We start from the raw sequence: 22,756 nt of genomic DNA on the forward strand, positions 1-22,756 counted from the left end.
GCGAGCTTGCTCGCGAAGGCCGCACCGCATAGTCGAATACTTAACCCGCAATGGATCGCACAGACAGGCCTCGGAAGGCCAATTGTCTTGTCGTTTTGCATCATTGCCACAACCACAAAAAAGGCAAACAGGAGCACCTTCATGAGTTCATCAAACGCCGGGCAAAGCGCCGGGCAACTGGAAACCCGCGGCATCGAACCGGTGCCGGAAGCCGAGTGCAACGGCCACCCGCTGCAACTGTTCTGGGTCTGGTTCGCCGCCAATATCTCCATCCTCGGTCTGCCGTTGGGCGCCACGCTGGTGGCGTTTCGCGGGCTGGCGATCTGGCAGGCGATCATCGTGGCAATCATCGGCGCTGCCGGTTCGTTTGCGGTGGTCGGGATCATCTCGATTGCCGGCCGCCGGGGCCGCGCGCCGAGCCTGACCTTGTCGCGAGCGATCTTCGGCGTACGCGGCAATATCGGCCCGACGCTGGTCTCGCTGATGTCGCGTCTGGGTTGGGAAACCGTCAATACCACCACCGCTGCCTTCGTTTTGCTGTCGCTGTGCTCGATCCTGTTCGGCTCACCAGTGGAAGCGAAAAGCGCGCCGGTACTGACGCTGATCTTCATCGCGATTTTCGTTCTGCTGACCCTGGCGGTGTCCGGCCTCGGTCACGCGACCTTGCTGGTGATCCAGAAGTGGGCGACCTATGTATTCGGCGGGCTGAACATTCTCGTTGGTGGCTTCCTTTGCGCGACCATCGACTGGGGTGCGGTGTTCAACGCCACGCCGGCACCGATGAGCGCAATGATCATCGGCATCGGCACCATGGCCGCCGGCACCGGCATTGGTTGGGCCAACGCGGGCGCCGACATGTCGCGCTATCAGCATCGCAGCGTCAAGGCTGTGCGACTGGTCGCGTCCGCTGCGTTCGGCGCGGGTATTCCGCTGGTGTTGCTGATCACTCTCGGTGGCTTGCTGTCGGTGGGCAACAACGACCTCGCTTCGGCGACTGACCCGATCGTGGCGATTCGCGACATGCTGCCGACGTGGATGGCCGTGCCGTACCTGATCACCGCGTTCGGTGGCTTGCTGCTGTCGAACAACCTGTCGGTGTACTCCGCCGGCTTGACCACGCTGACCCTTGGCCTGAAGGTCAAGCGCGTCTACGCGGTGGTGGTCGATATCGTCGCGATCTTCGCCGGCTCGATCTACTTCATGCTGATCGCCGACAGCTTCTACGGTCCGTTCATCACTTTCATTTCCCTGCTGGCGGTACCGATCACCGCGTGGGTCGGGATCTTTGTTGTCGACCTGATTCACCGTCACTACTACAGCCCGACAGACCTGCTCGACGTGAGCCCGAGCAGCACTTACTGGTATCACGGTGGTATCGAATGGCGCGCGTTCGGCGCATGGGCGATTGCCATCGTCCTGGGTTTCAGCTTCACCACCATCGGCACCACCGCTGAAAACGTCTGGTTCAAAGGCTTCTTGTCCGATTCGTGGCTGGGCCACAACGGCCTCGGCTGGATCGTGACCTTCGTGGTCGCCGGCGGCATTTACTTCGTCCTCGGCGGGGCGAAAGATCGTCGCGCCGCGCAAACCGAGAATGCTCATGCCTAAGATGTTGCACACCGGCCAGGTCATCATCGACCTGGTCATGGCCGTGGATAAGTTGCCGCAGATTGGCGGCGACGTGCTGGCGCAGTCGGCCGGGTTCGAAGCGGGCGGCGGTTTCAATGTGATGGCGGCGGCGGTGCGCAACGGCCTGCCGGTGGTTTATCTCGGTCGGCATGGCACTGGGCGTTTCGGCGATCTGGCGCGCCAGGCGATGAATGCCGAAGGCATTCACATCGGTATTCGCGCACCTGCGCAGCGTGACACCGGGTTGTGTGTGGCGCTGACCGATGCGTCCGCCGAGCGCAGTTTCATTTCCTACATCGGCGCTGAAGGTGAAGTGACTGAAGAGGATTTGAACAGCGTCGCGGCTGAGGCGGGCGATTACGTTTATCTGAGCGGCTACAGCCTGCTCCACGAGGGTAAGGCGCAGGCGTTGCTCGATTGGACATTAACGTTACCGGAGTCGATCAACGTGGTGTTCGATCCGGGCCCGCTGGTGGAATCGCCGGACTCGCCAATGATGCAGGCGCTGCTGCCACGCATCGACGTGTGGACCAGCAACAGTGTCGAAGCGCTGCGGTTTACCGGGGCTGAGGACATTGGAGTGGCGCTTGATTGTCTCGCTGAGCATCTGCCGGAAGAGGTGCTGATGGTGGTCCGCGACGGGCCACAAGGCTGCTGGATTCATCAGGCCGGGGAGCGTCGGCATGTGCCGGGATTTGCCGTGAAAGCGGTGGACAGCAACGGCGCGGGTGATGCCCATGCCGGGGTGTTTGTTGCCGGGTTGGCGCAGGGCTTGAGCGCGGCTGAAGCGGCGCGACGGGCGAATGCGGCGGCGGCTATTGCGGTGACTCGCTGGGGCCCGGCGACTTCGCCGGGGGCGGCTGAGGTGGATGCGTTTATCCGCGAGTCCGGCGGCGCCTGATCTACCGTCTTCGCGAGCAAGCCCGCTCCCACACTGGATTGATGTCGTTCACACATCCCCTGTGGGAGCGAGCTTGCTCGCGAAGCGGCCATCAGCCTCATTCAAAGTCAGCCGGCCTTGCGCAACGCCTCAATCAACTCCTGCTTGCGCATCGAGGACCGCCCGGGGATCTTTTTCTCCCGCGCTTCCTTCATCAAACTATCAACCGTCTGCGTTTCGCGTGAGGCCTTGCTGTTGCGCGAATGCCCCTCGCGACTGGCCACCGCACGTCGCGAGGATTCCTTGCGGTCCTCAGACTTGGCACTCGCCGGTTTTTTGCGTCCCGAACCGCCGGTCTTTTCACCGCCGCCCGATTGCTTGTTGACCGTCGCCCAGGCGCGCGCCTCTGCCGCATCTTTCGACAGACCCTTTTTCTCGTAGCTGTCTTCGATGTGCTCGGCCTTGCGCTTCTGTTCGGCGGTGTATTTGTCTTTGCTTCCGCGAGGCATGGGATATCTCCTCTTGTATGCAGATTCGGCCGCTCGCCGCCTCGGCAGCGAGCGGACTTCGGACTACTGCAGATCCAGCTTGCGCGCCGCTTCAACGCCGGCTGCACTGAGTTTGATCGGCAGGTTCAACGAATGTTCGCCCGCCTCGTTGCAGGTCACATGACCATGGTGAATCAGTCCGCGTTCCTGCAGGGCGGCGAGGGCGCTGGCCACGACCTTCTCGCCCCGGTAATTGTCCAGCACCTCCTTGCCCAGGCCACTTGGATGGGCGTGCAGCAGGCGGGTGAGGACTTCTTTTTCCAGGCTTTTATCGACGTTCATGGTTACCTCTTCATTGGATTGAATAGGACGCTCGCGTCGGCGAACTACTGACCGGCTCCTTCGGAGCCGGAGCCACCCGTGGTGGTTTTGGAGCCAACGCCGGGGCCGGCGTTGTCTGGCGTGGCGGGGGCGTCGGGGGTGTTCATGCCGCCCTGACGACCAGGGTCACTGCCCTGAGTGCGCGGATCGGTACCGGTGGCGGGAGGCTGATTGATCAACGGCACGCCCGAGCCGTCGGTATTCATACCGGGAGCACTGTTGATGGCAGGGGCGCGTGGTGGAGTCGGATCGGTAGGGCCGGTGCCCGCAGCGGTGGTGGATGCTGCAAAAACTGCGGGACACAGCAGGGCGCTGAATACGAAAGCGGTCAACCTTGACGAGATCATAGGGCGTCTCCAGTGATTGGAATCCTTACCTGTCGTTGGTCTGCCCGCGAATCGGATTGGTGCCTGATGAACGACGAACGGTCGAACCACAGGATGATCAGCCGAGGCCGATTTCTTCTTTGAATTGCTCCATGAAACCCTTCAGGCGCTGATGACGGACTTGCGCCAGACGCTGGCCGGCGGCGGTCTGGAAACCGTCGGCGAGGTGCAGCAGTTTGGTCTGGAAATGATCCAGGCAAAACCGCGTGTCGTCGTAATCGCGCTGTTTCGCTTCGGGATCCTGTGGGTCATAGAGCGCCGAGCCCATGCGTCCGGCGACGTAAAACGTGCGGGCGACGCCAAGCATGCCCAGTGAGTCGAGACGGTCGGCGTCCTGGACGATTTTCGCTTCGAGGGTGCGCGGGGTGAGGTTGGCGGAGAAACTGTGCGCTTCGATGGCGTGGGCGACGGCAGCGATTTTTTCTTCGGCCCATCCCAGCTCGGCCAACACTGCCGAAGCTTTATTCGCTGCCAGTCGCGAGGCTTGCGCACGCAGCGGCGAGTTCTTTTCGACGGCTACACAATCGTGGAGTAGCACCGCAGCAAGCAGCACTTCCAGATCTCCGCCTTCATCAGTCTGCAGCGTACGCACGTTGTGCCAGACCCGTTGCAGGTGGGCGAGGTCGTGGGCGCCGTCGTTGGACGGCTCCAGGGCGTGGGGCAACAGAGTTACTGCAAGTGCCTCCACGGGGGTAAAAAATGCCAGGTTCATGAGCATCCTTTCAGTTTGTCGAAGTCCCTGTGGGAACTGCAGTGTTTGCAACAATACGCAGGGTAGTGTGTGTTTTGCCATGTGACGAGCGCCGCTCACCGTCTTAGTATGGCGTTTTCCTTTTTCCGACAAGGCCCGTCCATGACGATCGAAATCCGCCCGGCGACCCCCAGCGATGCTCCGCAAATTCTCGCCTTCATCACTGAACTCGCCGATTTCGAAAAGGCCCGGCACGAAGTCATCGCCAATGTGACCGACATCGAACGCAGCCTGTTCGGCGAAGGCGCCACCGCCCACGGCCTGATCTGCCTGCGCGACGGCGTGCCGATCGGTTTCGCGGTGTTCTTCTTCAGCTATTCGACCTGGTTGGGCAGCAACTGCCTGTACCTCGAAGACCTCTACATCACCCCGGAGCAACGCGGCGGCGGGGCCGGCAAAACCTTGTTGCGGCATCTGGCAAAAATCGCCTGCGCCAATGATTGCGGTCGCTTCGAATGGAGCGTGCTGGAGTGGAATACCCCGGCGATCGAGTTCTACAAATCCCTTGGCGCGCAGCCGCAGGAAGAGTGGGTGCGCTACCGCATGGATGGCAGGGTTCTGCGTGAGTTTGCCGAGGGCTGACCACAATGATGGCAATCCAATGCTAATTCGATATCGCCAGCGCTCTAGTCCGGCATTCTACGCGCCATTTTTGACGCTGATGACCAGCAAGGACTTACGCACTGAGTTAGCAGGCCGAAAGTCAATCGCATGCAAAGTCAGAATCAACGCCTACTCCTACAAAATCTACTTTTCAGAAGTGATGAATATTCTTGTTGCTGATCTGTTCAAGGAAATCAACAAGTATTGAATTGCGGCTTCTTGCCTGCACGCAGGAAGCCTTGATCCCGTTGATTATTCTTCTGTCGTTTCCCAATTGCCACTGAGTAATCCATCAAGTGCCTTGCGCACGGAAATCTTGAAAGCTCCGGCTTTCCTTTCATCGAAGGCCGCTTTCCAGTAGGCGTAGCCCTGACTGAAATCCGGAACCTGCTTCGTTTCGCCCACACGCTGAGTCAGGCTGCGTTGTAACGCTTTGGCTTGAAAAGGCAGGTGCGGCATTTGGTTGAATTCGCCGCCCGTGACGGGGTTGGTCATCCGAATGCCATCGACCCGGATATGCACGACTCTGCCGTACTGCGGATAGTCCTCGACTTTGAGTATCGTCAGGGTTGAGGCCTCTTCACCAGTCCGGGTCTTGTAGGCCCAGATGTCGCCTTCCTGGATTGCGGGCAGTGCGCTGGCCATTGCCGCGAAGCAGAGAGCGCCACCCAGCAAAAGCACGTTTAAAGCTGATTTCATTTTTGTCGTCCCTGAGCGTTCGAAGCTGGCCGCTTCATAAGCATGCGGGTCGGCATTTTAGGGGCTTGCCTAAAAAATTGTTGTCACACTTGTAAATCTCATAATGTGGGATTGATATTTATATATTGAGATTTCTTGGTTCATGGGTTTATAGTCCGTCGCACTCACTGCCAAAAACAAAACAGGTGAAGCGATGCAGGCGCAATTGATCGCGCTCGACTGGGGGACGACCTCATTACGTGCTTACAAACTCGCGGCGAATGGTGCAGTGCTGGAACAGCGCGCGCTGTCGTCCGGGATCATGCAGTTGCCCAAGACCCCGCGAATCATCAACGGTCGCGAATGTGCCGACGGTTTTGAACTGGCGTTCGACGAGGCGTGCGGCGACTGGCTCGATGCGCAGCCGGATCTGCCGGTGATCGCCTGCGGCATGGTCGGTAGTGCACAGGGCTGGCGTGAAGCGGCCTACTGCGAGACGCCGGCGAACGTCGCCAATCTCGGAAACTCCTTACAAACCATTGTCAGCCTGCGCGGCACTCTCGTGCAGATCGTGCCGGGCGTGATTCAGCGTTCGCGTCTGCCGAACGTGATGCGCGGCGAAGAAACCCAGGTGCTTGGCGTGCTGCAGAATCTGCCGGTCGAGGCGGGCAATGATCTGCTGATCGGCCTGCCCGGCAGCCATTCGAAGTGGGTGGAGGTGGTCGATGGCTGCATCACTCATTTCGATACCTTTATGACGGGCGAAGTGTTCGCGGTGCTCAGTGAACACAGCATTCTCAGCCGTACCCTGAAGCAAGGCGCGGCGTTCGATGCTCTGGCGTTTGACCGGGGCGTGCAGGTTGCTCTGTCGGCGGACGGCGAACTCGGCGTGCTGTCGACCTTGTTCAGCGCCCGTACCCTGGGCCTGACCGGCGAACTCAGCCCGACGGCGCAGGCGGATTATCTGTCCGGCCTGATGATCGGCCATGAACTGGCGGCGCTCGCCACGGTTCAACGACGTCGTCGCAATAACCCGAATCTTCCTTCGATCATCCTCATCGGCAACGCGCAACTCTGTCTGCGCTACAGCCGTGCCCTCGATGCCTGCGGTTTCGCCAACGTGACGCTGGCCGAACAGGCCACCGAGCGTGGCCTGTGGCAACTGGCGCTGGCCGCCGGACTGATCGACACCTCATCCCGTTAACCCTGACTGGAGGCCTGACATGCTCAAACAAGCATTGGCGCAAAACGGTCTGATCGCGATCCTGCGGGGCCTGCAGCCGCAGGAAGCCGCCGCTGTCGGAGAAGTCCTGTATGCCGCCGGATTTCGCGTCATCGAAGTACCGCTCAATTCCCCTTCGCCGTACGAAAGTATCCGCATCCTGCGCAAGACCTTGCCCGCCGATTGCCTGATCGGTGCCGGCACGGTGCTGACGCCGGAGCAGGTCGAGTTGGTCAAAGAGGCCGGCGGCCAGGTGATCGTCATGCCGCACAGCGATGCCAAGGTGTTGCGCGCGGCAAAAGCGGCCGGGCTGTTTCTGTCGCCGGGTGTCGCCACGCCGACCGAAGCCTTCGCGGCGCTGGAGGAGGGCGCGGACATTCTCAAGTTGTTCCCGGCCGAGCAGATGGGCCCGGCGGTCGTCAAAGCCTGGCTCGCGGTGTTGCCATCCGGAACGGTGCTGGCGCCGGTCGGCGGCATTACGCCGGACAACATGCAGGCATTTATCGATGCCGGCGTGAAAGGCTTCGGTCTCGGCTCCGGTTTGTTCAAACCGGGCATGACGGCGGAGCAGGTGGCGGTGAATGCCAAGGCCTACGTGGCCGCGTGGAAGGCCCTTCGCTAAGACTTTTTTGGCGCTGCGTGCGCTGCATCTATAAGAGAGACAAAAGATGAAAATCACCAAACTCACGACCTTCATCGTTCCGCCGCGCTGGTGTTTCCTCAAGGTCGAAACCGACGAAGGTGTGACCGGTTGGGGCGAACCTGTGGTGGAAGGTCGCGCACACACCGTCGCGGCTGCCGTTGAAGAGTTGTCCGACTACCTGATCGGCAAAGACCCACGCAATATCGAAGACATCTGGACCGTGCTCTATCGCGGCGGCTTCTACCGGGGCGGCGCGATCCACATGAGCGCACTGGCCGGGATCGATCAGGCGCTGTGGGACATCAAGGGCAAGGCGCTCGGCGTGTCGGTCAGCGATCTGCTTGGTGGCCAGGTGCGCGACAAGATTCGCGTGTATTCGTGGATCGGCGGCGATCGTCCGGCCGACACCGCGCGTGCCGCCAAAGAGGCGGTGAGCCGTGGTTTCACTGCGGTGAAAATGAACGGCACCGAAGAGCTGCAGTTCCTCGATACCTTTGAAAAAGTCGATCTGGCGCTGGCCAACGTTGCCGCCGTGCGTGACGCGGTCGGGCCGAATGTCGGCATTGGTGTCGACTTCCATGGCCGCGTGCACAAGCCGATGGCCAAGGTGCTGATGAAGGAACTCGATCCGTACAAACTGATGTTTATCGAAGAGCCGGTGCTCAGCGAAAACTACGAAGCGTTGAAAGAGCTGGCGCCGTTGACCAGCACGCCGATTGCCCTCGGTGAGCGCTTGTTCTCGCGTTGGGACTTTAAACGTGTATTGAGCGAAGGCTACGTCGACATCATCCAGCCGGATGCTTCCCACGCCGGCGGTATCACCGAAACCCGCAAGATTGCCAACATGGCCGAAGCCTACGACGTCGCGCTGGCGCTGCACTGCCCGCTGGGGCCGATTGCGCTGGCGGCATGTTTGCAACTGGACGCGGCTTGTTACAACGCGTTTATCCAGGAGCAAAGCCTGGGCATCCATTACAACGAGAGCAATGACTTGCTCGACTACGTGAAGGACCCGCGCGTCTTCGATTACGACAAAGGCTTCGTCAAAATTCCCAACGGCCCGGGCCTGGGCATCGAGATCAACGAGGAATACGTGATCGAGCGCGCGGCCGTCGGCCACCGCTGGCGCAACCCGATCTGGCGCCATGCCGATGGCAGCTTTGCCGAGTGGTGAGTCCTGCCTGACACACCCAAAAAACCCCTGTGGGAGCAAGCCCCCTCCCACAGATTTTTAATCTCCACATGGATGGGAGATCTGCGTCACGACCTCAAATAAACACAAGAAGAGGCCTCTCTCATGCAACCGCAAACCCTCACCGGGCAGGCGTCTTTAGTCACGCCCAGCCGCAAGCGGTTTTTCATCATGGTGCTGCTGTTTATCACCGTGGTCATCAACTACCTCGACCGCAGCAACCTGTCGATTGCCGCGCCGGCGCTGACCAGTGAGCTGGGCATCGATCCGATTCACGTTGGTCTGATCTTTTCTGCGTTCGGCTGGACCTACGCGGCCATGCAGATTCCCGGCGGCTGGCTGGTCGATCGCGTACCGCCGCGCATTCTTTATAGCGTCGCCTTGCTGCTGTGGTCGCTGGCCACGGTGATGCTGGGTTTCGCTGCCAGTTTCATCGCACTGTTCGTACTGCGCATGGCGGTCGGTGCGCTGGAAGCTCCGGCTTATCCGATCAACAGCCGCGTGGTGACAACCTGGTTTCCCGAGCGTGAACGCGCTACCGCGATTGGTTTCTACACCTCCGGGCAGTTCGTCGGTCTGGCCTTCCTGACTCCGGTTCTGGCCTGGCTGCAACACGAATTTGGCTGGCACATGGTGTTCGTCGCCACCGGCGCCGTCGGCATTATCTGGGCGGCCATCTGGTACGCGGTGTATCGCGAACCACGGGATTTCAAAGGTGCCAACGAAGCGGAAATCGACCTGATCCGCGAGGGCGGTGGTCTGGTCGATATTCAGCAAGAATCCGCCAAGGTCAAAGCCAGATTCAGCTGGACCGATCTCGGTATCGTCCTGACCAAACGCAAGTTGTGGGGCATCTACCTGGGCCAGTTCTGCCTGAATTCGACGCTGTGGTTTTTCCTCACCTGGTTTCCGACTTACCTGGTGAAGTATCGCGGCATGGACTTCATCAAGTCCGGTCTGTTGGCGTCGCTGCCGTTCCTCGCCGCCTTCGTTGGCGTGCTGTGTTCGGGGTTCTTTTCCGACTTTTTGATTCGCCGTGGTTGCAGCGTCGGTTTCGCGCGCAAGTTGCCGATCATAGGCGGGCTGCTGATTTCCACCTCGATCATTGGCGCCAACTTCGTCGAATCGACGCCGCTGGTGATTGCCTTTCTGGCATTGGCGTTTTTCGGTAACGGTCTGGCCTCGATCACCTGGTCGCTGGTCTCGACCCTGGCGCCGGCACGTTTGCTCGGGCTGACGGGCGGGGTGTTCAACTTCATCGGCAACCTGTCGGCGATTGCCACGCCGATCGTGATCGGGTTTCTCGCCAGCGGCGATTCGTTCGCGCCGGCGATCACCTATATCGCGGTTCTTGCATTGATCGGAGCATTGTCCTACGTGCTGCTGGTCGGCAAGGTCGAGCGTATCGAGTTGTAGTGGTCTGCGTCGGGCGACCATAATGCCGCCCGTTCCCTCGCTCAACGGTAAAAAGGCTGGATATGCAGGAAGACGCCCCGGAAAAAACCAAGGACGCCGCGCCCACCGGCACCCAGACGCTGTTGCGTGGCTTGGGTGTGGTCCAAGCGGTGGCCAGTGGCGCTCGCGATCTCAAGGAGATCGCCCGGCTGATTGGTACCACGCGCAGCACCACTCATCGCCTGGCCAGTTGTCTGGTCGACGAGCGCTACCTGCGCGTGGTGCCGCAAGTCGGTTACCTGCTAGGGCCGAAGTTGATTGAATTGGGCTTCCAGGCGCGCGAAGAGTTGCCGCTGGTGACTCTGGCCGGGCCGTATCTGGACGAATTATCGGCGCTGACCGGCGATACGGTGCACTTGGGCATTCGCGAAGGCGATGAAGTGCTGTATCTGCTGAAAAATCCGGGGCGCAACGGCCCGGAAATGCGTTCGCGGGTCGGTCATCGGATGCCGCTGGCACGCACCGGTATCGGTAAGGCGTTGATGCTCGATGACTCGCCGAAAGATTGGCAACGGCTGTACGACATCAGCCTGCCGGCGGGTGGGAAAAGTCAGTTCTGGCCGCAGCACCCCCAGCAGTCGTGGGAACAACTCGAGCAGCGCATGACCGAGTACGTTGCCGGTGGCTACGCCTTCGATCTGGAAGACAACGAACCGTCGATCCGCTGCGTGGCGGCGCCGATTCGCGATGCGAGCAAGGGCATCGTGGCGGCGATCAGTATCGCCAGCACCGTGCCGTACATGCCGCTGGAAAAAATGGCCGAGCTGATTCCCCTGATCAAAGGGGTCACAGCCCGGCTCTCGGCGGAACTCGGTCTGAAGATTTAGACCTTGAGCGTCGCCATGTCGATCACGAAACGGTACTTCACATCGCCGGCAATCATGCGGGCGTAGGCCTCGTTGATCTGGCGGATGTCGAGCATTTCGATGTCGCAGGTGATGTTGTGCTCGGCGCAGAAATCCAGCACTTCCTGGGTTTCGGCAACGCCACCGATCAAGGAGCCGGCCAGCACACGACGGCTCATCACCAGTTTGCCGGCGTGTACCGGTGGATCGATCGGCTCGATCAGACCGACCAGAATGTGCACACCGTCGAAACGCAGGGTATCGAGGTACGGGTTGAGATCGTGCTGCACCGGAATGGTGTCGAGCAGGAAGTCGAAGTAACCGGCAGCGGCTTTCATCTGCTCGGCATCGGTGGAAACGATTACATGGTCGGCGCCCTGACGACGACCTTCTTCCGCTTTGCTCGCCGAACGGGTGAACAGCGTCACTTCGGCGCCCATGGCCTTGGCGAATTTGATGCCCATGTGACCGAGGCCGCCCATGCCGAGAACTCCGACCTTGTCGCCGGCCTTCACGCCATAGTGCTTGAGCGGCGAGTAGGTGGTGATGCCGGCACAGAGGATCGGCGCGGCGCTAGCCAATGCCAATCTCTCCGGGATGCGCACGACGAAGTGTTCACTGACGACGATGCTGTCCGAATAGCCGCCCATGGTGTTGCTGCCATCGACCCGGTCCGGGGTCGCGTAAGTCATGGTCGGACCTTCGAGGCAATATTGCTCAAGGTTCGACTGGCAGGCTTCGCAAGTGCGGCAGGAGTCGACCATGCAGCCAACCCCGACCAGATCGCCTACTTTGTGTTTGGTGACATTCGCACCGATCGCGGTGACTTTTCCGACGATCTCGTGGCCAGGCATCAACGGGTAAACGGCGATACCCCATTCATTGCGCGCCTGGTGGATGTCGGAGTGGCAGACGCCGCAGTAGAGGATTTCGATGGCGACGTCGTCGGCGCGGGGGCTGCGGCGTTCGAATTTCATCGGGGCGAGGGGAGTGGTGGCCGATTGGGCGGCATAACCGATGGCGGTGTACATGTGAAACCTCGCAAAAGCAGGAACAAGTGAGGCGGCGCATTCTGGGCGCCGACTCTCGCTGCGGCCATGACGATTCCTCCGGCTCTCATGCCTAATTCTCCGGCATGCAGGTTTGATCGGTCGCATTGGCAAAAGGATCTGCGATGATGCTTTCATCCCTTGGTTTCGTGATTTTTTGTGAAGAACAATTCGATGCAATTGACCCGTCATCTCGATGCCAATGCCCGGCTGGTTTCGCTGATCGAACCGCTGGCGCTGCGCGATGGTTACAGCCAGACCGCACTGCCCGGCGTGCAGGTGTTGCGCGCCAGTTGCGATGTCGCCCGTGGCCCGCACATTTACGAGCCGAGCCTGATGATCATCGCCCAGGGCAGCAAACTGGCGTTTCTCGGGCCGCGCACCATGGAGTACGGCGCCGGGCATTATTTGATTCAGGCACTGCCGGTGCCGTTCGAGTGCGAAACCTTTGCCTTGCCGGATGCACCATTGCTCGGGGTGTCGGTGGCGATCGATCGGGTGTTGCTCGGTGAGTTGGTGCTGGCCATGGGGCTGGCGCCGGGCCGGCATATTCCGGCGCAGACACCGGAGTCGATGACCTCGGTGGTGCTCGACGATGCCATGCGTGGCTGCGTCGAGCGCCTGCTCGGTTGCCTGCATGATCCGCTGGAATGTCGGATTCTCGGGCCGGCGCGGGTGCGTGAGTTGTTGTTCGTCGCCTTGCGCGGCCCCCAGGCCGATGTGTTGCGGGCGTTGGTTGAGCAGCAAGGACAATTCGCACGGGTGGCAGCGTCGATCAGTCATCTGCATGCGCATTACACCGAGCCGTTGAATGTCGAGACCCTGGCCAGTTGCGCGAACATGAGCGTGTCGACCTTCCATGAACATTTCAAACGCAGCACGTTGCTCTCGCCGGTGCAGTATCTGAAGCGCCTGCGGTTGTTGAAGGCGCAGACGTTGTTGGTCGCCGAAGGCCTGGGCGTGGCGCAGGTCGCGCATCGGGTGGGGTATCAGAGCACGTCGCAGTTCAGCCGCGAGTACAAGCGCTACTTCGAGCGCAGTCCGGGTGACGAGCGCGCTGCCTGAGCCAACGAAAATCCCCCTGTGGGAGCGGGCTTGCTCGCGAATGCGGAGTGTCATTCAGCCAATTCATTGACTGATGCACCGCATTCGCGAGCAAGCCCGCTCCCACAGTTGTTTTGTGGTGATACAAGGAATTGTGGGCAACAAAAAGGCCCCCAAATCGGGAGCCTCGTTGTTCAGCGGTTCGACTTACATATTCGGATAAGTCGGGCCGCCAGCGCCTTCCGGCGTGACCCAGGTGATGTTCTGCGAAGGGTCCTTGATGTCACAGGTCTTGCAGTGCACGCAGTTCTGGGCGTTGATCTGGAAGCGTTTCTCGCCGTCTTCCTTGGTGATCACTTCATACACGCCGGCCGGGCAGTAGCGCTGCGCCGGTTCGTCGTACAGCGGCAGGTTCTTGCTGATCGGGATGCTCGGGTCGGTCAGCTTCAGGTGGCACGGCTGCTCTTCTTCGTGGTTGGTACCAGAGATGAACACCGAGCTGAGTTTGTCGAAGCTGAGTTTGCCGTCCGGCTTCGGATAGTCGATCTTCTTGCAGTCCGCCGCGAGCTTGAGGCAGGCGTAATCCGGCTTGGTGTCGTGCAGGGTGAACGGCAGTTTGCCGCCGAAGATGTTCTGGTCCAGCCAGTTGAAGCCGCCGCCGACAATGGCGCCGAACTTGTGGATCGCCGGGCCAAAGTTGCGGCTGGCGAACAGTTCGTCGTAGAGCCAGCTCTTCTTGAACGCGTCGACGTAAGTGGTCAGTTCTTCAGTGCCGTCCTTTTCCGCGAACAGTGCTTCAGCCACCGACTCAGCGGCGAGCATGCCGGACTTCATCGCGGTGTGGCTGCCTTTGATCTTGGCGAAGTTCAAAGTGCCGAGGTCGCAACCGATCAGCGCGCCACCCTTGAAGACCATTTTCGGCAGCGAGTTCAAGCCACCTTTGCAGATGGCGCGGGCGCCGTAGCTGACCCGCTTGCCGCCTTCCAGGTATTGCTTGAGAACCGGGTGATGCTTGAGGCGCTGGAACTCGTCGAATGGCGACAGGTAGGTGTTGCTGTAGGACAGGTCAACGATCAGACCGACCACCACCTGATTGTTTTCCAGGTGATAAAGGAATGAGCCGCCAGTGTTCTCGGTGCCCATGATGTCCAGCGGCCAGCCGGCGGTGTGCACCACCAGGCCTGGCTGGTGCTTGGCCGGGTCGATTTCCCAGATTTCTTTCAGGCCGATGCCGTAGTGCTGGGCGTCGGCATCGCTGTCGAGGTTGTAGCGCTTGATCAGTTGCTTGCCGATGTGGCCACGGCAGCCTTCAGCGAACAGCGTGTATTTGCCACGCAATTCCATGCCGGGGGTGTACAGGCCTTCTTTCGGATTGCCTTCGCGGTCGACGCCCAGATCACCGGTGATGATCCCGCGCACCACGCCTTGCTCGTCGATCAACGCTTCCTGAGCGGCGAAGCCCGGATAGATTTCCACGCCCAGGTTCTCGGCCTGTTGGGCCAGCCAGCGGCACAGGTTACCGAGGGAAATGATGTAGTTGCCTTCGTTGTGCATGGTTTTGGGCACAAAGAAGTCAGGAATTTTTTGCGCGCTGTCGGCGTTTTTCAGGACGAAAATATCGTCGCGGGTGACTGGCGTATTCAGCGGGGCGCCGAGTTCCTTCCAGTCAGGGAACAGTTCGTTCAGAGCGCGTGGTTCGAACACGGCACCGGAAAGGATGTGTGCGCCGACTTCGGAGCCTTTTTCGACCACGCAGACGCTGATTTCCTTACCGGCTTCGGCGGCCTTCTGCTTCAGACGGCAGGCGGCGGACAGGCCAGCGGGGCCGGCACCGACGATGACCACGTCGAATTCCATGTATTCGCGTTCCACAGGCTATCTCCTACTCAAGGCTCAACAGTTTTTTTTCTAATTTGGAGGTTTGATGTCGCATCCGCTATTCCTTTACGTTAACGTCAAGGGGAATATTGGAGACCGACCTTTCTCTCTAGGCGGCGCATTATATCTACACCACTCCGAGCGTCCAATACAAACGTTTGTTTGAATCGGCTCCAGCCCAGAGAAATCAAAGAAGCGCGGCTTATGAATGGTCATTTTGCTGTATTGACCGGAATAGGCGTTCCGGTCAAGATACGGGCGGTTTTGCGCTCGTCGTAGGCAGACTGGCGGTTTCAAGAGCACGTCTAAAGACAGGGCACAGGCAGTAGAAGGTGATGCGCAGCGCAAGTCCGGCGCGCAGTTTACACCGCGTGAAGATCCATGACTGGTCGGTCACCACTGACGAACGGTCGCAGGCCTTCACACCGTGCAACACCAGACACTCGCGTCGGCGTTTTTAGAGGTGCCCTTTAGCCTGATGAGCATCAACCGCCAGGTTCGCCTAGGCGACTTTCTTTTCACCGGAGAGTAACGAGGAATCCATGAAGGTTCTTGTAGCTGTCAAACGCGTTGTGGATTACAACGTCAAGGTTCGCGTCAAGGCGGACAATTCCGGCGTCGATCTCGCCAACGTCAAGATGTCGATGAACCCTTTCTGCGAAATCGCAGTGGAAGAAGCCGTACGCCTGAAAGAGAAAGGTGTTGCGACTGAAATCGTCGTCGTCTCCATCGGCCCGACCACCGCTCAGGAGCAACTGCGCACCGCACTGGCTCTGGGTGCCGACCGTGCCATCCTCGTCGAATCCGCTGAAGATCTGACCTCGCTCGCCGTGGCCAAGCTGCTCAAGGCTGTGGTCGACAAGGAGCAGCCGCAGTTGGTGATCCTTGGCAAACAAGCCATCGACAGCGACAACAACCAGACCGGCCAGATGCTCGCGGCACTGAGCGGCTACGGTCAGGGCACGTTCGCGTCGAAAGTCGAAGTCTCCGGCGACAGCGTTGCCGTGACTCGCGAAATCGACGGCGGCGCGCAGACTGTTTCGCTGAAACTGCCTGCGATCGTCACCACCGACCTGCGTTTGAACGAGCCGCGCTACGCGTCCCTGCCAAACATCATGAAAGCCAAGAAGAAGCCTCTCGAAGTGCTGACTCCGGACGCTTTGGGCGTTTCCACCGCCTCCACCAACAAGACCCTGAAAGTCGAAGCGCCGGCGGCACGCAGCGCGGGCATCAAGGTCAAGTCGGTGGCTGAACTGGTCGAGAAACTGAAAAACGAAGCGAAGGTAATCTAAAAATGACTATCTTGGTAATCGCTGAACACGACAACAAAGTGCTGGCCCCGGCCACACTGAACACCGTGGCTGCTGCTGCCAAAATCGGTGGCGACATCCACGTGCTGGTTGCAGGTCAGGGCGCTGGCGCCGTGGCTGAAGCCGCTGCGAAAATTGCCGGCGTGAGCAAAGTCCTGAATGCTGACAACGCCGCTTACGCGCATCAGCTGCCGGAAAACGTTGCGCCGCTGGTAGCAGAGTTGGGTGCTGGCTACGGCCACATCCTGGCCGCCGCCACCTCCAACGGCAAAAACATCCTGCCGCGTGTTGCCGCGCAACTGGACGTTGACCAGATCTCCGAGATCATCTCGGTCGAAAGCGCTGATACCTTCAAGCGTCCGATCTACGCCGGTAACGCCATCGCTACCGTGCAGTCGACCGCTGCGATCAAAGTGATCACCGTGCGTGCCACCGGTTTCGACCCGGTTGCCGCTGAAGGTGGTTCGGCTGCGGTTGAAGCCGTTGCTGCTGCGCACAACGCCGGCACTTCGAGCTTCGTCAACGAAGAACTGGCCAAGTCCGATCGTCCGGAACTGACCGCTGCCAAGATCGTCGTTTCCGGCGGCCGCGGCATGCAGAACGGCGACAACTTCAAACACCTGTACGCCCTGGCCGACAAGCTGGGCGCTGCCGTCGGTGCTTCGCGCGCCGCGGTCGACGCAGGTTTCGTACCGAACGACATGCAGGTCGGTCAGACCGGCAAGATCGTCGCTCCACAGCTGTACATCGCCGTCGGTATCTCCGGCGCGATCCAGCACCTGGCCGGTATGAAAGACTCGAAAGTGATCGTTGCGATCAACAAGGACGAAGAAGCGCCAATCTTCCAGGTGGCCGATTACGGTCTCGTGGCGGATCTGTTCGAAGCCGTCCCTGAGCTGGAGAAGCTGGTCTAATCCAGCCGCTTCACTTATAAAGAGCCCGGCCTGTTGGTCGGGCTTTTTTTTGTCTCGGATTTGAGTGGGAGCGTGTTGCCATGGATCTGCGCAGCGGATTGTTGTTGGGGTTGGCCTTGTTGCCAGGTTTGGCCACGGCCGCTGGCAAGTGCGAGCGCCTCATTGTCACCGGTAGCCCGGATGCGCCGCCGTACCTGTGGCAAGACCCACAAAATCCCAAGCAACTGATCGGCGCCAGTGCGGATTTGTTGCAACAAGTGGCCAAGGATCTCGGCATCAAAATCGAGCTGCTCTACGCTGGCAAACGCGCGCAAGCCCTCGATGAAGTGCGCAGCGGGCGCATGGACATGCTCGCGGACGCGCCGCTGACCGTCAATGAGCTGGAAAACCTCGACTACATCCATCCGCCGCTGCTGGAAAACGACTATCTGGTGTGGACCCGCAAAGGCTCGACACTGGTCTACAGCGAGGCCAAGGACCTGCACGGCCACGCCGGCGCGCTGTCGGAAAAGTCTCGCATGACCCAGGCATTTGGCACTTTCGCCGAGCAGAATCTGACCCTGACCCGAACAGCCAACCTCACCCAAGCGCTACAGAAATTGCTCCTGGGCGAAGTGGAATATGTACTCGCCGGGCGCTACTCGGGCATGGCCGCCGCGCAGGCGTTGGGCATGGCCGATGACTTGCTGGTGTTCGAACAGCCCGTCGACCGACCGGGGTTGTTCGTCGCGGTTTCGCATAACTCGGCATGTAATGATCCATGGTTGCGCGGACAGTTGGCCAAAAAGATGACAGAATTGCCCGCGTCCGGACTGACGGAAACCGCGCTGCAACGCAATGTCGAACGCTGGAAGGCGCAGCAGCAACAGCCGCCACAACCTGTCAGTGCCCCAAAACAGTAGGGATTCTTAGTGAGTATTCGACCTCTTTTCGCGGCGGTGGCCGTTCTGGCCCTGGCCGGTTGCGCGACCGATCCGGCACCCAATGAACAAATGCGCCTGACCGAGCAAGCCATCACCCAGGCCAAGGCTGTTGGCGCCACCGCCGACGAAGTGCCGGAAATGCAACTGGCCGAAACCAAGTACAACCGCGCCAAAGGCAACATGGCTGACGAGTCTTATCGCAACGCGCGCATGCGTGCCGAACAGGCCGAACTGGATGCCCGTCTGGCCGAAGCCAAAGTGCTGACGCAAAAAAGTGAAGAACAGGTGAATGTGCTCAACACCCGCATTGTCCGTCTGCGCAAGCAACTGGGAGATGCGAAATGAGCTTCAAGTCAAAAGTTCTCGGCAGTTTGCTGCTCGCCGGTTGCATCAGCCTGTACGGCTGCGCCGGTCAACACAGCGAATCCGCGCTGCAAGAAGCCAGCGCCGACTTCCAGAAGGTCAAGGAAGACTCCAACGTCCTGCGCATCGCGCCAAAAGACGTGATCCGCGCCGGTGAGTCCCTGGCCCGTGCCGATCGCCTGTCGACCTATTGGGGCAGCGGCTCGGATGTGGTGCATTACGCCTACCTGAGCCAGCGCTACAGCGAAATCGCCCGTGAGCACACCAATCAGGTGCTCAACGAAGAGCGTGCGGCCAAGCTCGAACTGGAACGTCAGCGCCTGCAACTGGCCCTGCGTGAATCGAAACTGCTGAGCGTGCAACAGCAGGGTAAATGGCTCGAAGAACAGATCGTCGCACTGGCCACCACCCAGACCGACCGCGGTCTGGTGATGACCCTCGGCGATGTGCTGTTCGACACGGGGGAAGCGGAGCTGAAAAACTCGGCCAACCGGGTCGTGCTGAAGATTGTGCAGTTCCTGCAACTGAACCCGAAACGCGTGGTGCGCATCGAGGGCTACACCGACAGCACCGGCGGCAAACAGGAAAACCTCAAGCTGTCCCGTGACCGCGCACAGTCGGTGGCGGATGTGCTGATGGATCTGGGCATCGACGACAAGCGTATTCAGGTCGAAGGCTACGGCGACGAATACCCGGTGGACGCCAACGCTTCGGAGCGCGGGCGGGCACAGAATCGTCGCGTGGAAATTGTCTTCTCCGATGAAAAAGGCCAGCTCGGCGCCGCCCGCTGAGGGTTGCGTCTCTGGAAAGCCCGGACTGTCATGCAGTGCCGGGCTTTTTTACGTCTGTCGAATGCCTCGCAAATCGGTACAGTCAGGGGCAGACACCGCACTGTATGGTCGAGTAATCTGGCAACTGTCCCAGTACACTTCTAAACTGTTCCGGTATTGTTTCACACAAGAATAAAATGCCTGTGAAATCGAGTGCTGCGTCATGACCAATCTCTTGCTCTACCAACGTATTGCTCAGCAACTGGCTGAAGACATCCGCCGTGGGGTCTATCAACCGGGGGAGCGCGTGCCTTCGGTGCGCAAGATGAGTTCGCAGCTCAACGTCAGCCATGCGACGGTGTTGCAGGCTTACGCCAATCTCGAAGATCAGGGGCTGATTCGGGCGCGTCCGCAGTCCGGATATTACGTACACCAGACGCCTGCGCTGACGGCTCCGACGCCGGACATTGCCCGGGTCGAACGGCCGGGTCTGGTCACTCGCAGCAGCATCATTCAACAGGTGCTGGTCGAGTCGCGCCGTGAAGGTGTGTTCCCGCTCGGCGCTGCGGTGCCCAGTGTCGATTACCTGCCGGTGCGCGCGCTGCATCAGCAACTGGCCAAGGTTACCCGTTTCCATAGTCCGCGCGCCTTCAGCTACATGTTCAGCCCCGGTTTTGAACCGCTGCGCCGGCAAGTGGCGATCCGCATGCGCGACGCCGGTGTGGTGATCGACCCCTCGGAAGTGGTGATCACCCACGGCTGTGTCGATGCGTTGCAGATGTCGCTGCGCGTGTTGACCCGTCCGGGCGATCTGATTGCCGCTGAGTCGCCGACTTATTACGGTTTGCTGCAATTGGCTGACCTGCTCGGCCTGAAAGTCATCGAGATCCCCAGCGACCCTGCCACCGGCATGAGCCTCGAAGCCCTGCAACTGGCGGCCAACCAATGGTCGATCAAAGCGCTGGTGCTGACTACGCGCCTGAGCAATCCCCTGGGCGGTACCATGCCCGAGGAGCGGCAGAAGCAGTTGCTGCGGCTGGCTTCTGATTTCGATATCCAGATCGTCGAAGATGATATTTATGGCGAGTTGATGTTCGAGCAAGGCAAAACCAAAGCGCTCAAGGCATACGACCGACTGGATCGGGTGATCTATTGTTCGAGTTTCTCCAAGACCTTGTCTCCCGGTGTGCGCATCGGCTGGATGATCGCCGGCAAGTATCAGCAGGAAATCCAGCGTCTGCAGACCTTCAGCACCCACTCGGCGTGCAGTGTGACGCAGATGGCGATCGCCGCTTATCTGGAAAATGGCGGTTATGACCGGCATTTACGGTACATCCGCCAGGAATACCGGAAAAACCTCAGCGCGTTCCAGTTGGCGGTGCAGCAGTACTTCCCCGAAGGCACCCAAATGACCCGGCCTACGGGCGGTTTCATCCTTTGGGTGAGCCTGCCGGGGAGGGTAAATACCCAGGACTTGCATGTGCGTGCCTTGCAGCAGGGCATCAGCATTGCGCCTGGGCTGATCTTCAGTAATACCGAGCAGTTCAACCACTGTATCCGCCTGAACTGCGGGATTCCGTGGAACCGTGAGGCGGAGCGGGCGTTGATGACTCTCGGTCTGCTGGCGACGCAACTGTGTCAGGAAACCGCTGGCGGATTCTGAACGAGCGGTGGGTGATGCTTGTCTTGTGGCGTCCAACAGGCGAGCATATGGCCCTCTGCCGTTAGTGTCGTTGGTTCCATGAAAGCGATTGCTCCTGCTGCTTGGGTTTTGCTGGGTTTGCTGATGATCGGTCATGCGCCTGGCGTCGTGGCCGCTGCGGTTCAGGAAAAAACCGCGGTGACGAGCCCGGCGAAAAAAACCACGCCGGCGCAGAAGGCCGTTCCCGCAAAGAAAACCCAGCAAAAAGTCATCAAGAAACGCAAGCCGATCACCTCCAAATCGAAACCCGCCAGCGAAGTGGTGAAAACCAGACTGCCGCCGGCCAGGCTCGATCTGAGCCTGCCCAAAGACATGGTCCAGGACCTGAAGCCCAAGGGCACGGTTGAGTTGCCCAAGCGCGAACCTATCCTGCCGCAGATGTTTGGCGAAAAGAACAACGGCTTCCAGCTCAACGGCCGTTTGCTCAACAACGAAATGCAATTGCAACTGCGCAACGAAGAACGCCGGGAAATCGAAGGCGCAGCACTGGATTTCGAATTCAAGCAGTAAATCCAGCCCAGGCGTGACCCGCAGACCAGACGCTTTGTCGGCGACTGGTCAGTCACATTCAGTTATCGGTAAAAACCCCGGTTCAGGGAATTTGAAACAGCCGTTTTAGCGGTTACTCTGTTCCGCGTCCCTTTTACACATCGCCCGTCGCGAGGAAACGTTCGTCATGAAATGCCGTGAAGGCTGTGGCGCTTGCTGCATTGCCCCCTCCATCAGTTCGCCGATTCCCGGCATGCCTGATGGCAAACCTGCCGGCGAACGTTGCGTGCAACTCTCGGTCGAAAACCTGTGCAGCATTTTCGGCCGCCCCGAGCGCCCGGCAGTCTGTTCCGGCTTCGCGGCGGATGTCGAAGTCTGTGGCAGCAGCTCGGAAGAAGCGATCAGGTTGATCGGCTGGTGGGAGCAGATGACGGCGGCGTGATGTGTCAAACGAACGGAACTTCAACAATAAGGAATAACACTATGGGTTCGCTGCATCGTATTGCTGTGTTGTGTGGTTTGACTGCTGTGCTGGCCACGTCCGTCGCTCAGGCGGAGGACTGGAAGGTCGCCAAGGAGCAGGATGGCATCAAGGTCTCGCTGGCCGAAGTGCCGGGCTCTGATTACAAGTCCTATCAGGGTGTGACCCTGATGAAGACCAGCATCGCCAAACTGCGCGCCTTGCAGGAAGACGTCTCCGGTGCCTGTGCCTGGATCTACGAGTGCAAGTCCCAGAAGTTGCTCAAACACGAGGGCGATCAGAGCTGGACCTACACTCAGTTCAATACGCCGTGGCCAGTAACCTCGCGTGATTCGGTGCTGCACATCACCACCGTCGAGGGCGCCGACGGCAGCCTCACCCGTAACCTCGAAGGTGTGCCGAAGTACATTCCGGAAGAAAAAGGTTTTGTCCGTGTCACTCAGGTCAAAGGCTTCTGGAAATTCGTGCCGAAGGGTGATCAGGTCGAAGTGACCTATCAAGTGCACACCGAGCCAGGCGGCAGCGTGCCGGCGATGGTTGCCAACAAGTTTGTGGTCGACGCGCCGTTCAACACCCTCAAAGCGATGAAAGAACGCGCCGAAAAATAATCTCGTGTTCCAACCAAACGCCCCGATCGATTCGGGGCGTTTTGTTTTGTATCTATATTGTGTTTCCAGATA

25 protein-coding genes are annotated in these 22,756 nt (G+C 59.7%); 18 read left to right on the forward strand and 7 right to left on the reverse strand.

What is annotated here, in order from left to right; all coding sequences use genetic code 11:
- Positions 1-141 precede the first annotated feature (141 nt).
- Positions 142-1,608, forward strand: a complete 1,467-nt coding sequence (locus tag ACM6IV_RS23080; RefSeq protein ID WP_414871789.1) for a purine-cytosine permease family protein — start codon at positions 142-144, stop codon at positions 1,606-1,608.
- The gene (locus ACM6IV_RS23085; RefSeq protein WP_414871790.1) at positions 1,601-2,530 is read left to right on the forward strand and encodes a PfkB family carbohydrate kinase; all 930 of its coding nucleotides are present in this window, start codon (positions 1,601-1,603) and stop codon (positions 2,528-2,530) included. Before ACM6IV_RS23080 ends, ACM6IV_RS23085 begins: the two co-directional genes overlap by 8 nt.
- Before the next feature lie 107 nt (positions 2,531-2,637).
- Here the strand turns inward: ACM6IV_RS23085 and ACM6IV_RS23090 are convergent, their stop codons facing one another.
- The 4 genes from ACM6IV_RS23090 to ACM6IV_RS23105 all read right to left on the reverse strand — a co-directional run bounded on the left by ACM6IV_RS23090 (position 2,638) and on the right by ACM6IV_RS23105 (position 4,476).
- On the reverse strand, positions 2,638-3,018 hold the full coding sequence (locus tag ACM6IV_RS23090; protein ID WP_414871791.1) for a Rho termination factor N-terminal domain-containing protein: 381 nt from the start codon (positions 3,016-3,018) through the stop codon (positions 2,638-2,640).
- 63 nt (positions 3,019-3,081) lie between these two features.
- Positions 3,082-3,339, reverse strand: a complete 258-nt coding sequence (locus ACM6IV_RS23095) for a hypothetical protein (protein WP_414871792.1) — start codon at positions 3,337-3,339, stop codon at positions 3,082-3,084.
- A 44-nt stretch (positions 3,340-3,383) separates the two neighbouring features.
- Positions 3,384-3,725, reverse strand: coding sequence for a hypothetical protein (locus ACM6IV_RS23100; protein WP_414871793.1), 342 nt, complete (start codon positions 3,723-3,725; stop codon positions 3,384-3,386).
- A 97-nt stretch (positions 3,726-3,822) separates the two neighbouring features.
- On the reverse strand, positions 3,823-4,476 hold the full coding sequence (locus ACM6IV_RS23105) for an HD domain-containing protein (RefSeq protein WP_414871794.1): 654 nt from the start codon (positions 4,474-4,476) through the stop codon (positions 3,823-3,825).
- A gap of 141 nt (positions 4,477-4,617) precedes the next feature.
- On the opposite strand from ACM6IV_RS23105, the gene ACM6IV_RS23110 reads away from it, so the two are divergent.
- Entirely contained in the window at positions 4,618-5,097 is a 480-nt protein-coding gene (locus tag ACM6IV_RS23110) for a GNAT family N-acetyltransferase (protein ID WP_414871795.1), read from the forward strand.
- Positions 5,098-5,370: 273 nt separating this feature from the next.
- Here ACM6IV_RS23110 and ACM6IV_RS23115 read toward each other — a convergent pair whose 3' ends face one another.
- The gene (locus ACM6IV_RS23115) at positions 5,371-5,817 is read right to left on the reverse strand and encodes a hypothetical protein (protein ID WP_414871796.1); all 447 of its coding nucleotides are present in this window, start codon (positions 5,815-5,817) and stop codon (positions 5,371-5,373) included.
- Positions 5,818-6,010: 193 nt separating this feature from the next.
- Between ACM6IV_RS23115 and ACM6IV_RS23120 the strand changes: the two genes are divergently transcribed.
- The 5 genes from ACM6IV_RS23120 to ACM6IV_RS23140 all read left to right on the forward strand — a co-directional run bounded on the left by ACM6IV_RS23120 (position 6,011) and on the right by ACM6IV_RS23140 (position 11,135).
- Complete coding sequence (locus ACM6IV_RS23120; protein WP_414871797.1) at positions 6,011-7,000, forward strand: 2-dehydro-3-deoxygalactonokinase; 990 nt, start codon at positions 6,011-6,013, stop codon at positions 6,998-7,000.
- Positions 7,001-7,019: 19 nt separating this feature from the next.
- On the forward strand, positions 7,020-7,640 hold the full coding sequence (locus ACM6IV_RS23125; protein WP_414871798.1) for a 2-dehydro-3-deoxy-6-phosphogalactonate aldolase: 621 nt from the start codon (positions 7,020-7,022) through the stop codon (positions 7,638-7,640).
- Between the two features lie 46 nt (positions 7,641-7,686).
- Positions 7,687-8,835 (forward strand): galactonate dehydratase, encoded by a 1,149-nt coding sequence (dgoD, locus tag ACM6IV_RS23130; protein WP_007908327.1) that lies wholly within the window; start codon positions 7,687-7,689, stop codon positions 8,833-8,835.
- A 123-nt stretch (positions 8,836-8,958) separates the two neighbouring features.
- Complete coding sequence (locus ACM6IV_RS23135) at positions 8,959-10,269, forward strand: MFS transporter (RefSeq protein WP_414871799.1); 1,311 nt, start codon at positions 8,959-8,961, stop codon at positions 10,267-10,269.
- 62 nt (positions 10,270-10,331) lie between these two features.
- Positions 10,332-11,135 (forward strand): IclR family transcriptional regulator, encoded by an 804-nt coding sequence (locus ACM6IV_RS23140; RefSeq protein ID WP_007908330.1) that lies wholly within the window; start codon positions 10,332-10,334, stop codon positions 11,133-11,135.
- On the opposite strand, the gene ACM6IV_RS23145 is transcribed toward ACM6IV_RS23140, so the two are convergent.
- A complete protein-coding gene (locus ACM6IV_RS23145; protein WP_414871800.1) occupies positions 11,132-12,184 on the reverse strand; it encodes an NAD(P)-dependent alcohol dehydrogenase in 1,053 nt (350 codons plus the stop codon). The two genes, ACM6IV_RS23140 and ACM6IV_RS23145, sit on opposite strands and share 4 nt — an antisense overlap.
- Before the next feature lie 192 nt (positions 12,185-12,376).
- Here ACM6IV_RS23145 and ACM6IV_RS23150 point away from each other — a divergent pair, with 192 nt between their 5' ends.
- Positions 12,377-13,267 carry an AraC family transcriptional regulator N-terminal domain-containing protein gene (locus tag ACM6IV_RS23150; protein WP_414871801.1) on the forward strand — a complete coding sequence of 297 codons (891 nt, stop codon included), beginning with the start codon at positions 12,377-12,379 and terminating at the stop codon, positions 13,265-13,267.
- Positions 13,268-13,453: 186 nt separating this feature from the next.
- On the opposite strand, the gene ACM6IV_RS23155 is transcribed toward ACM6IV_RS23150, so the two are convergent.
- Positions 13,454-15,118: an electron transfer flavoprotein-ubiquinone oxidoreductase gene (locus tag ACM6IV_RS23155; protein WP_414871802.1), complete on the reverse strand. Its 1,665-nt coding sequence runs from the start codon at positions 15,116-15,118 to the stop codon at positions 13,454-13,456.
- A 548-nt stretch (positions 15,119-15,666) separates the two neighbouring features.
- Between ACM6IV_RS23155 and ACM6IV_RS23160 the strand changes: the two genes are divergently transcribed.
- The 9 genes from ACM6IV_RS23160 to ACM6IV_RS23200 all read left to right on the forward strand — a co-directional run bounded on the left by ACM6IV_RS23160 (position 15,667) and on the right by ACM6IV_RS23200 (position 22,684).
- Positions 15,667-16,416 carry an electron transfer flavoprotein subunit beta/FixA family protein gene (locus ACM6IV_RS23160; RefSeq protein WP_007908338.1) on the forward strand — a complete coding sequence of 250 codons (750 nt, stop codon included), beginning with the start codon at positions 15,667-15,669 and terminating at the stop codon, positions 16,414-16,416.
- A gap of 2 nt (positions 16,417-16,418) precedes the next feature.
- Positions 16,419-17,348, forward strand: coding sequence for an electron transfer flavoprotein subunit alpha/FixB family protein (locus ACM6IV_RS23165; RefSeq protein WP_414871803.1), 930 nt, complete (start codon positions 16,419-16,421; stop codon positions 17,346-17,348).
- Between the two features lie 80 nt (positions 17,349-17,428).
- A complete protein-coding gene (locus ACM6IV_RS23170) occupies positions 17,429-18,250 on the forward strand; it encodes a substrate-binding periplasmic protein (RefSeq protein WP_414871804.1) in 822 nt (273 codons plus the stop codon).
- A 9-nt stretch (positions 18,251-18,259) separates the two neighbouring features.
- Positions 18,260-18,616 (forward strand): DUF4398 domain-containing protein, encoded by a 357-nt coding sequence (locus ACM6IV_RS23175; protein WP_414871805.1) that lies wholly within the window; start codon positions 18,260-18,262, stop codon positions 18,614-18,616.
- A complete protein-coding gene (locus tag ACM6IV_RS23180; RefSeq protein WP_414871806.1) occupies positions 18,613-19,425 on the forward strand; it encodes an OmpA family protein in 813 nt (270 codons plus the stop codon). Before ACM6IV_RS23175 ends, ACM6IV_RS23180 begins: the two co-directional genes overlap by 4 nt.
- Before the next feature lie 202 nt (positions 19,426-19,627).
- A complete protein-coding gene (locus tag ACM6IV_RS23185; RefSeq protein WP_414871807.1) occupies positions 19,628-21,067 on the forward strand; it encodes a PLP-dependent aminotransferase family protein in 1,440 nt (479 codons plus the stop codon).
- A gap of 78 nt (positions 21,068-21,145) precedes the next feature.
- Positions 21,146-21,616, forward strand: a complete 471-nt coding sequence (locus ACM6IV_RS23190) for a translation initiation factor 2 (protein WP_414871808.1) — start codon at positions 21,146-21,148, stop codon at positions 21,614-21,616.
- 166 nt (positions 21,617-21,782) lie between these two features.
- Positions 21,783-22,037, forward strand: a complete 255-nt coding sequence (locus ACM6IV_RS23195) for a YkgJ family cysteine cluster protein (protein WP_007908349.1) — start codon at positions 21,783-21,785, stop codon at positions 22,035-22,037.
- A gap of 41 nt (positions 22,038-22,078) precedes the next feature.
- Positions 22,079-22,684: an START domain-containing protein gene (locus ACM6IV_RS23200; RefSeq protein WP_414871809.1), complete on the forward strand. Its 606-nt coding sequence runs from the start codon at positions 22,079-22,081 to the stop codon at positions 22,682-22,684.
- The last annotated feature ends 72 nt before the right edge of the window (positions 22,685-22,756 follow it).

Source organism: Pseudomonas sp. IT-347P, from assembly GCF_949768005.1.
Lineage (GTDB): Bacteria > Pseudomonadota > Gammaproteobacteria > Pseudomonadales > Pseudomonadaceae > Aquipseudomonas.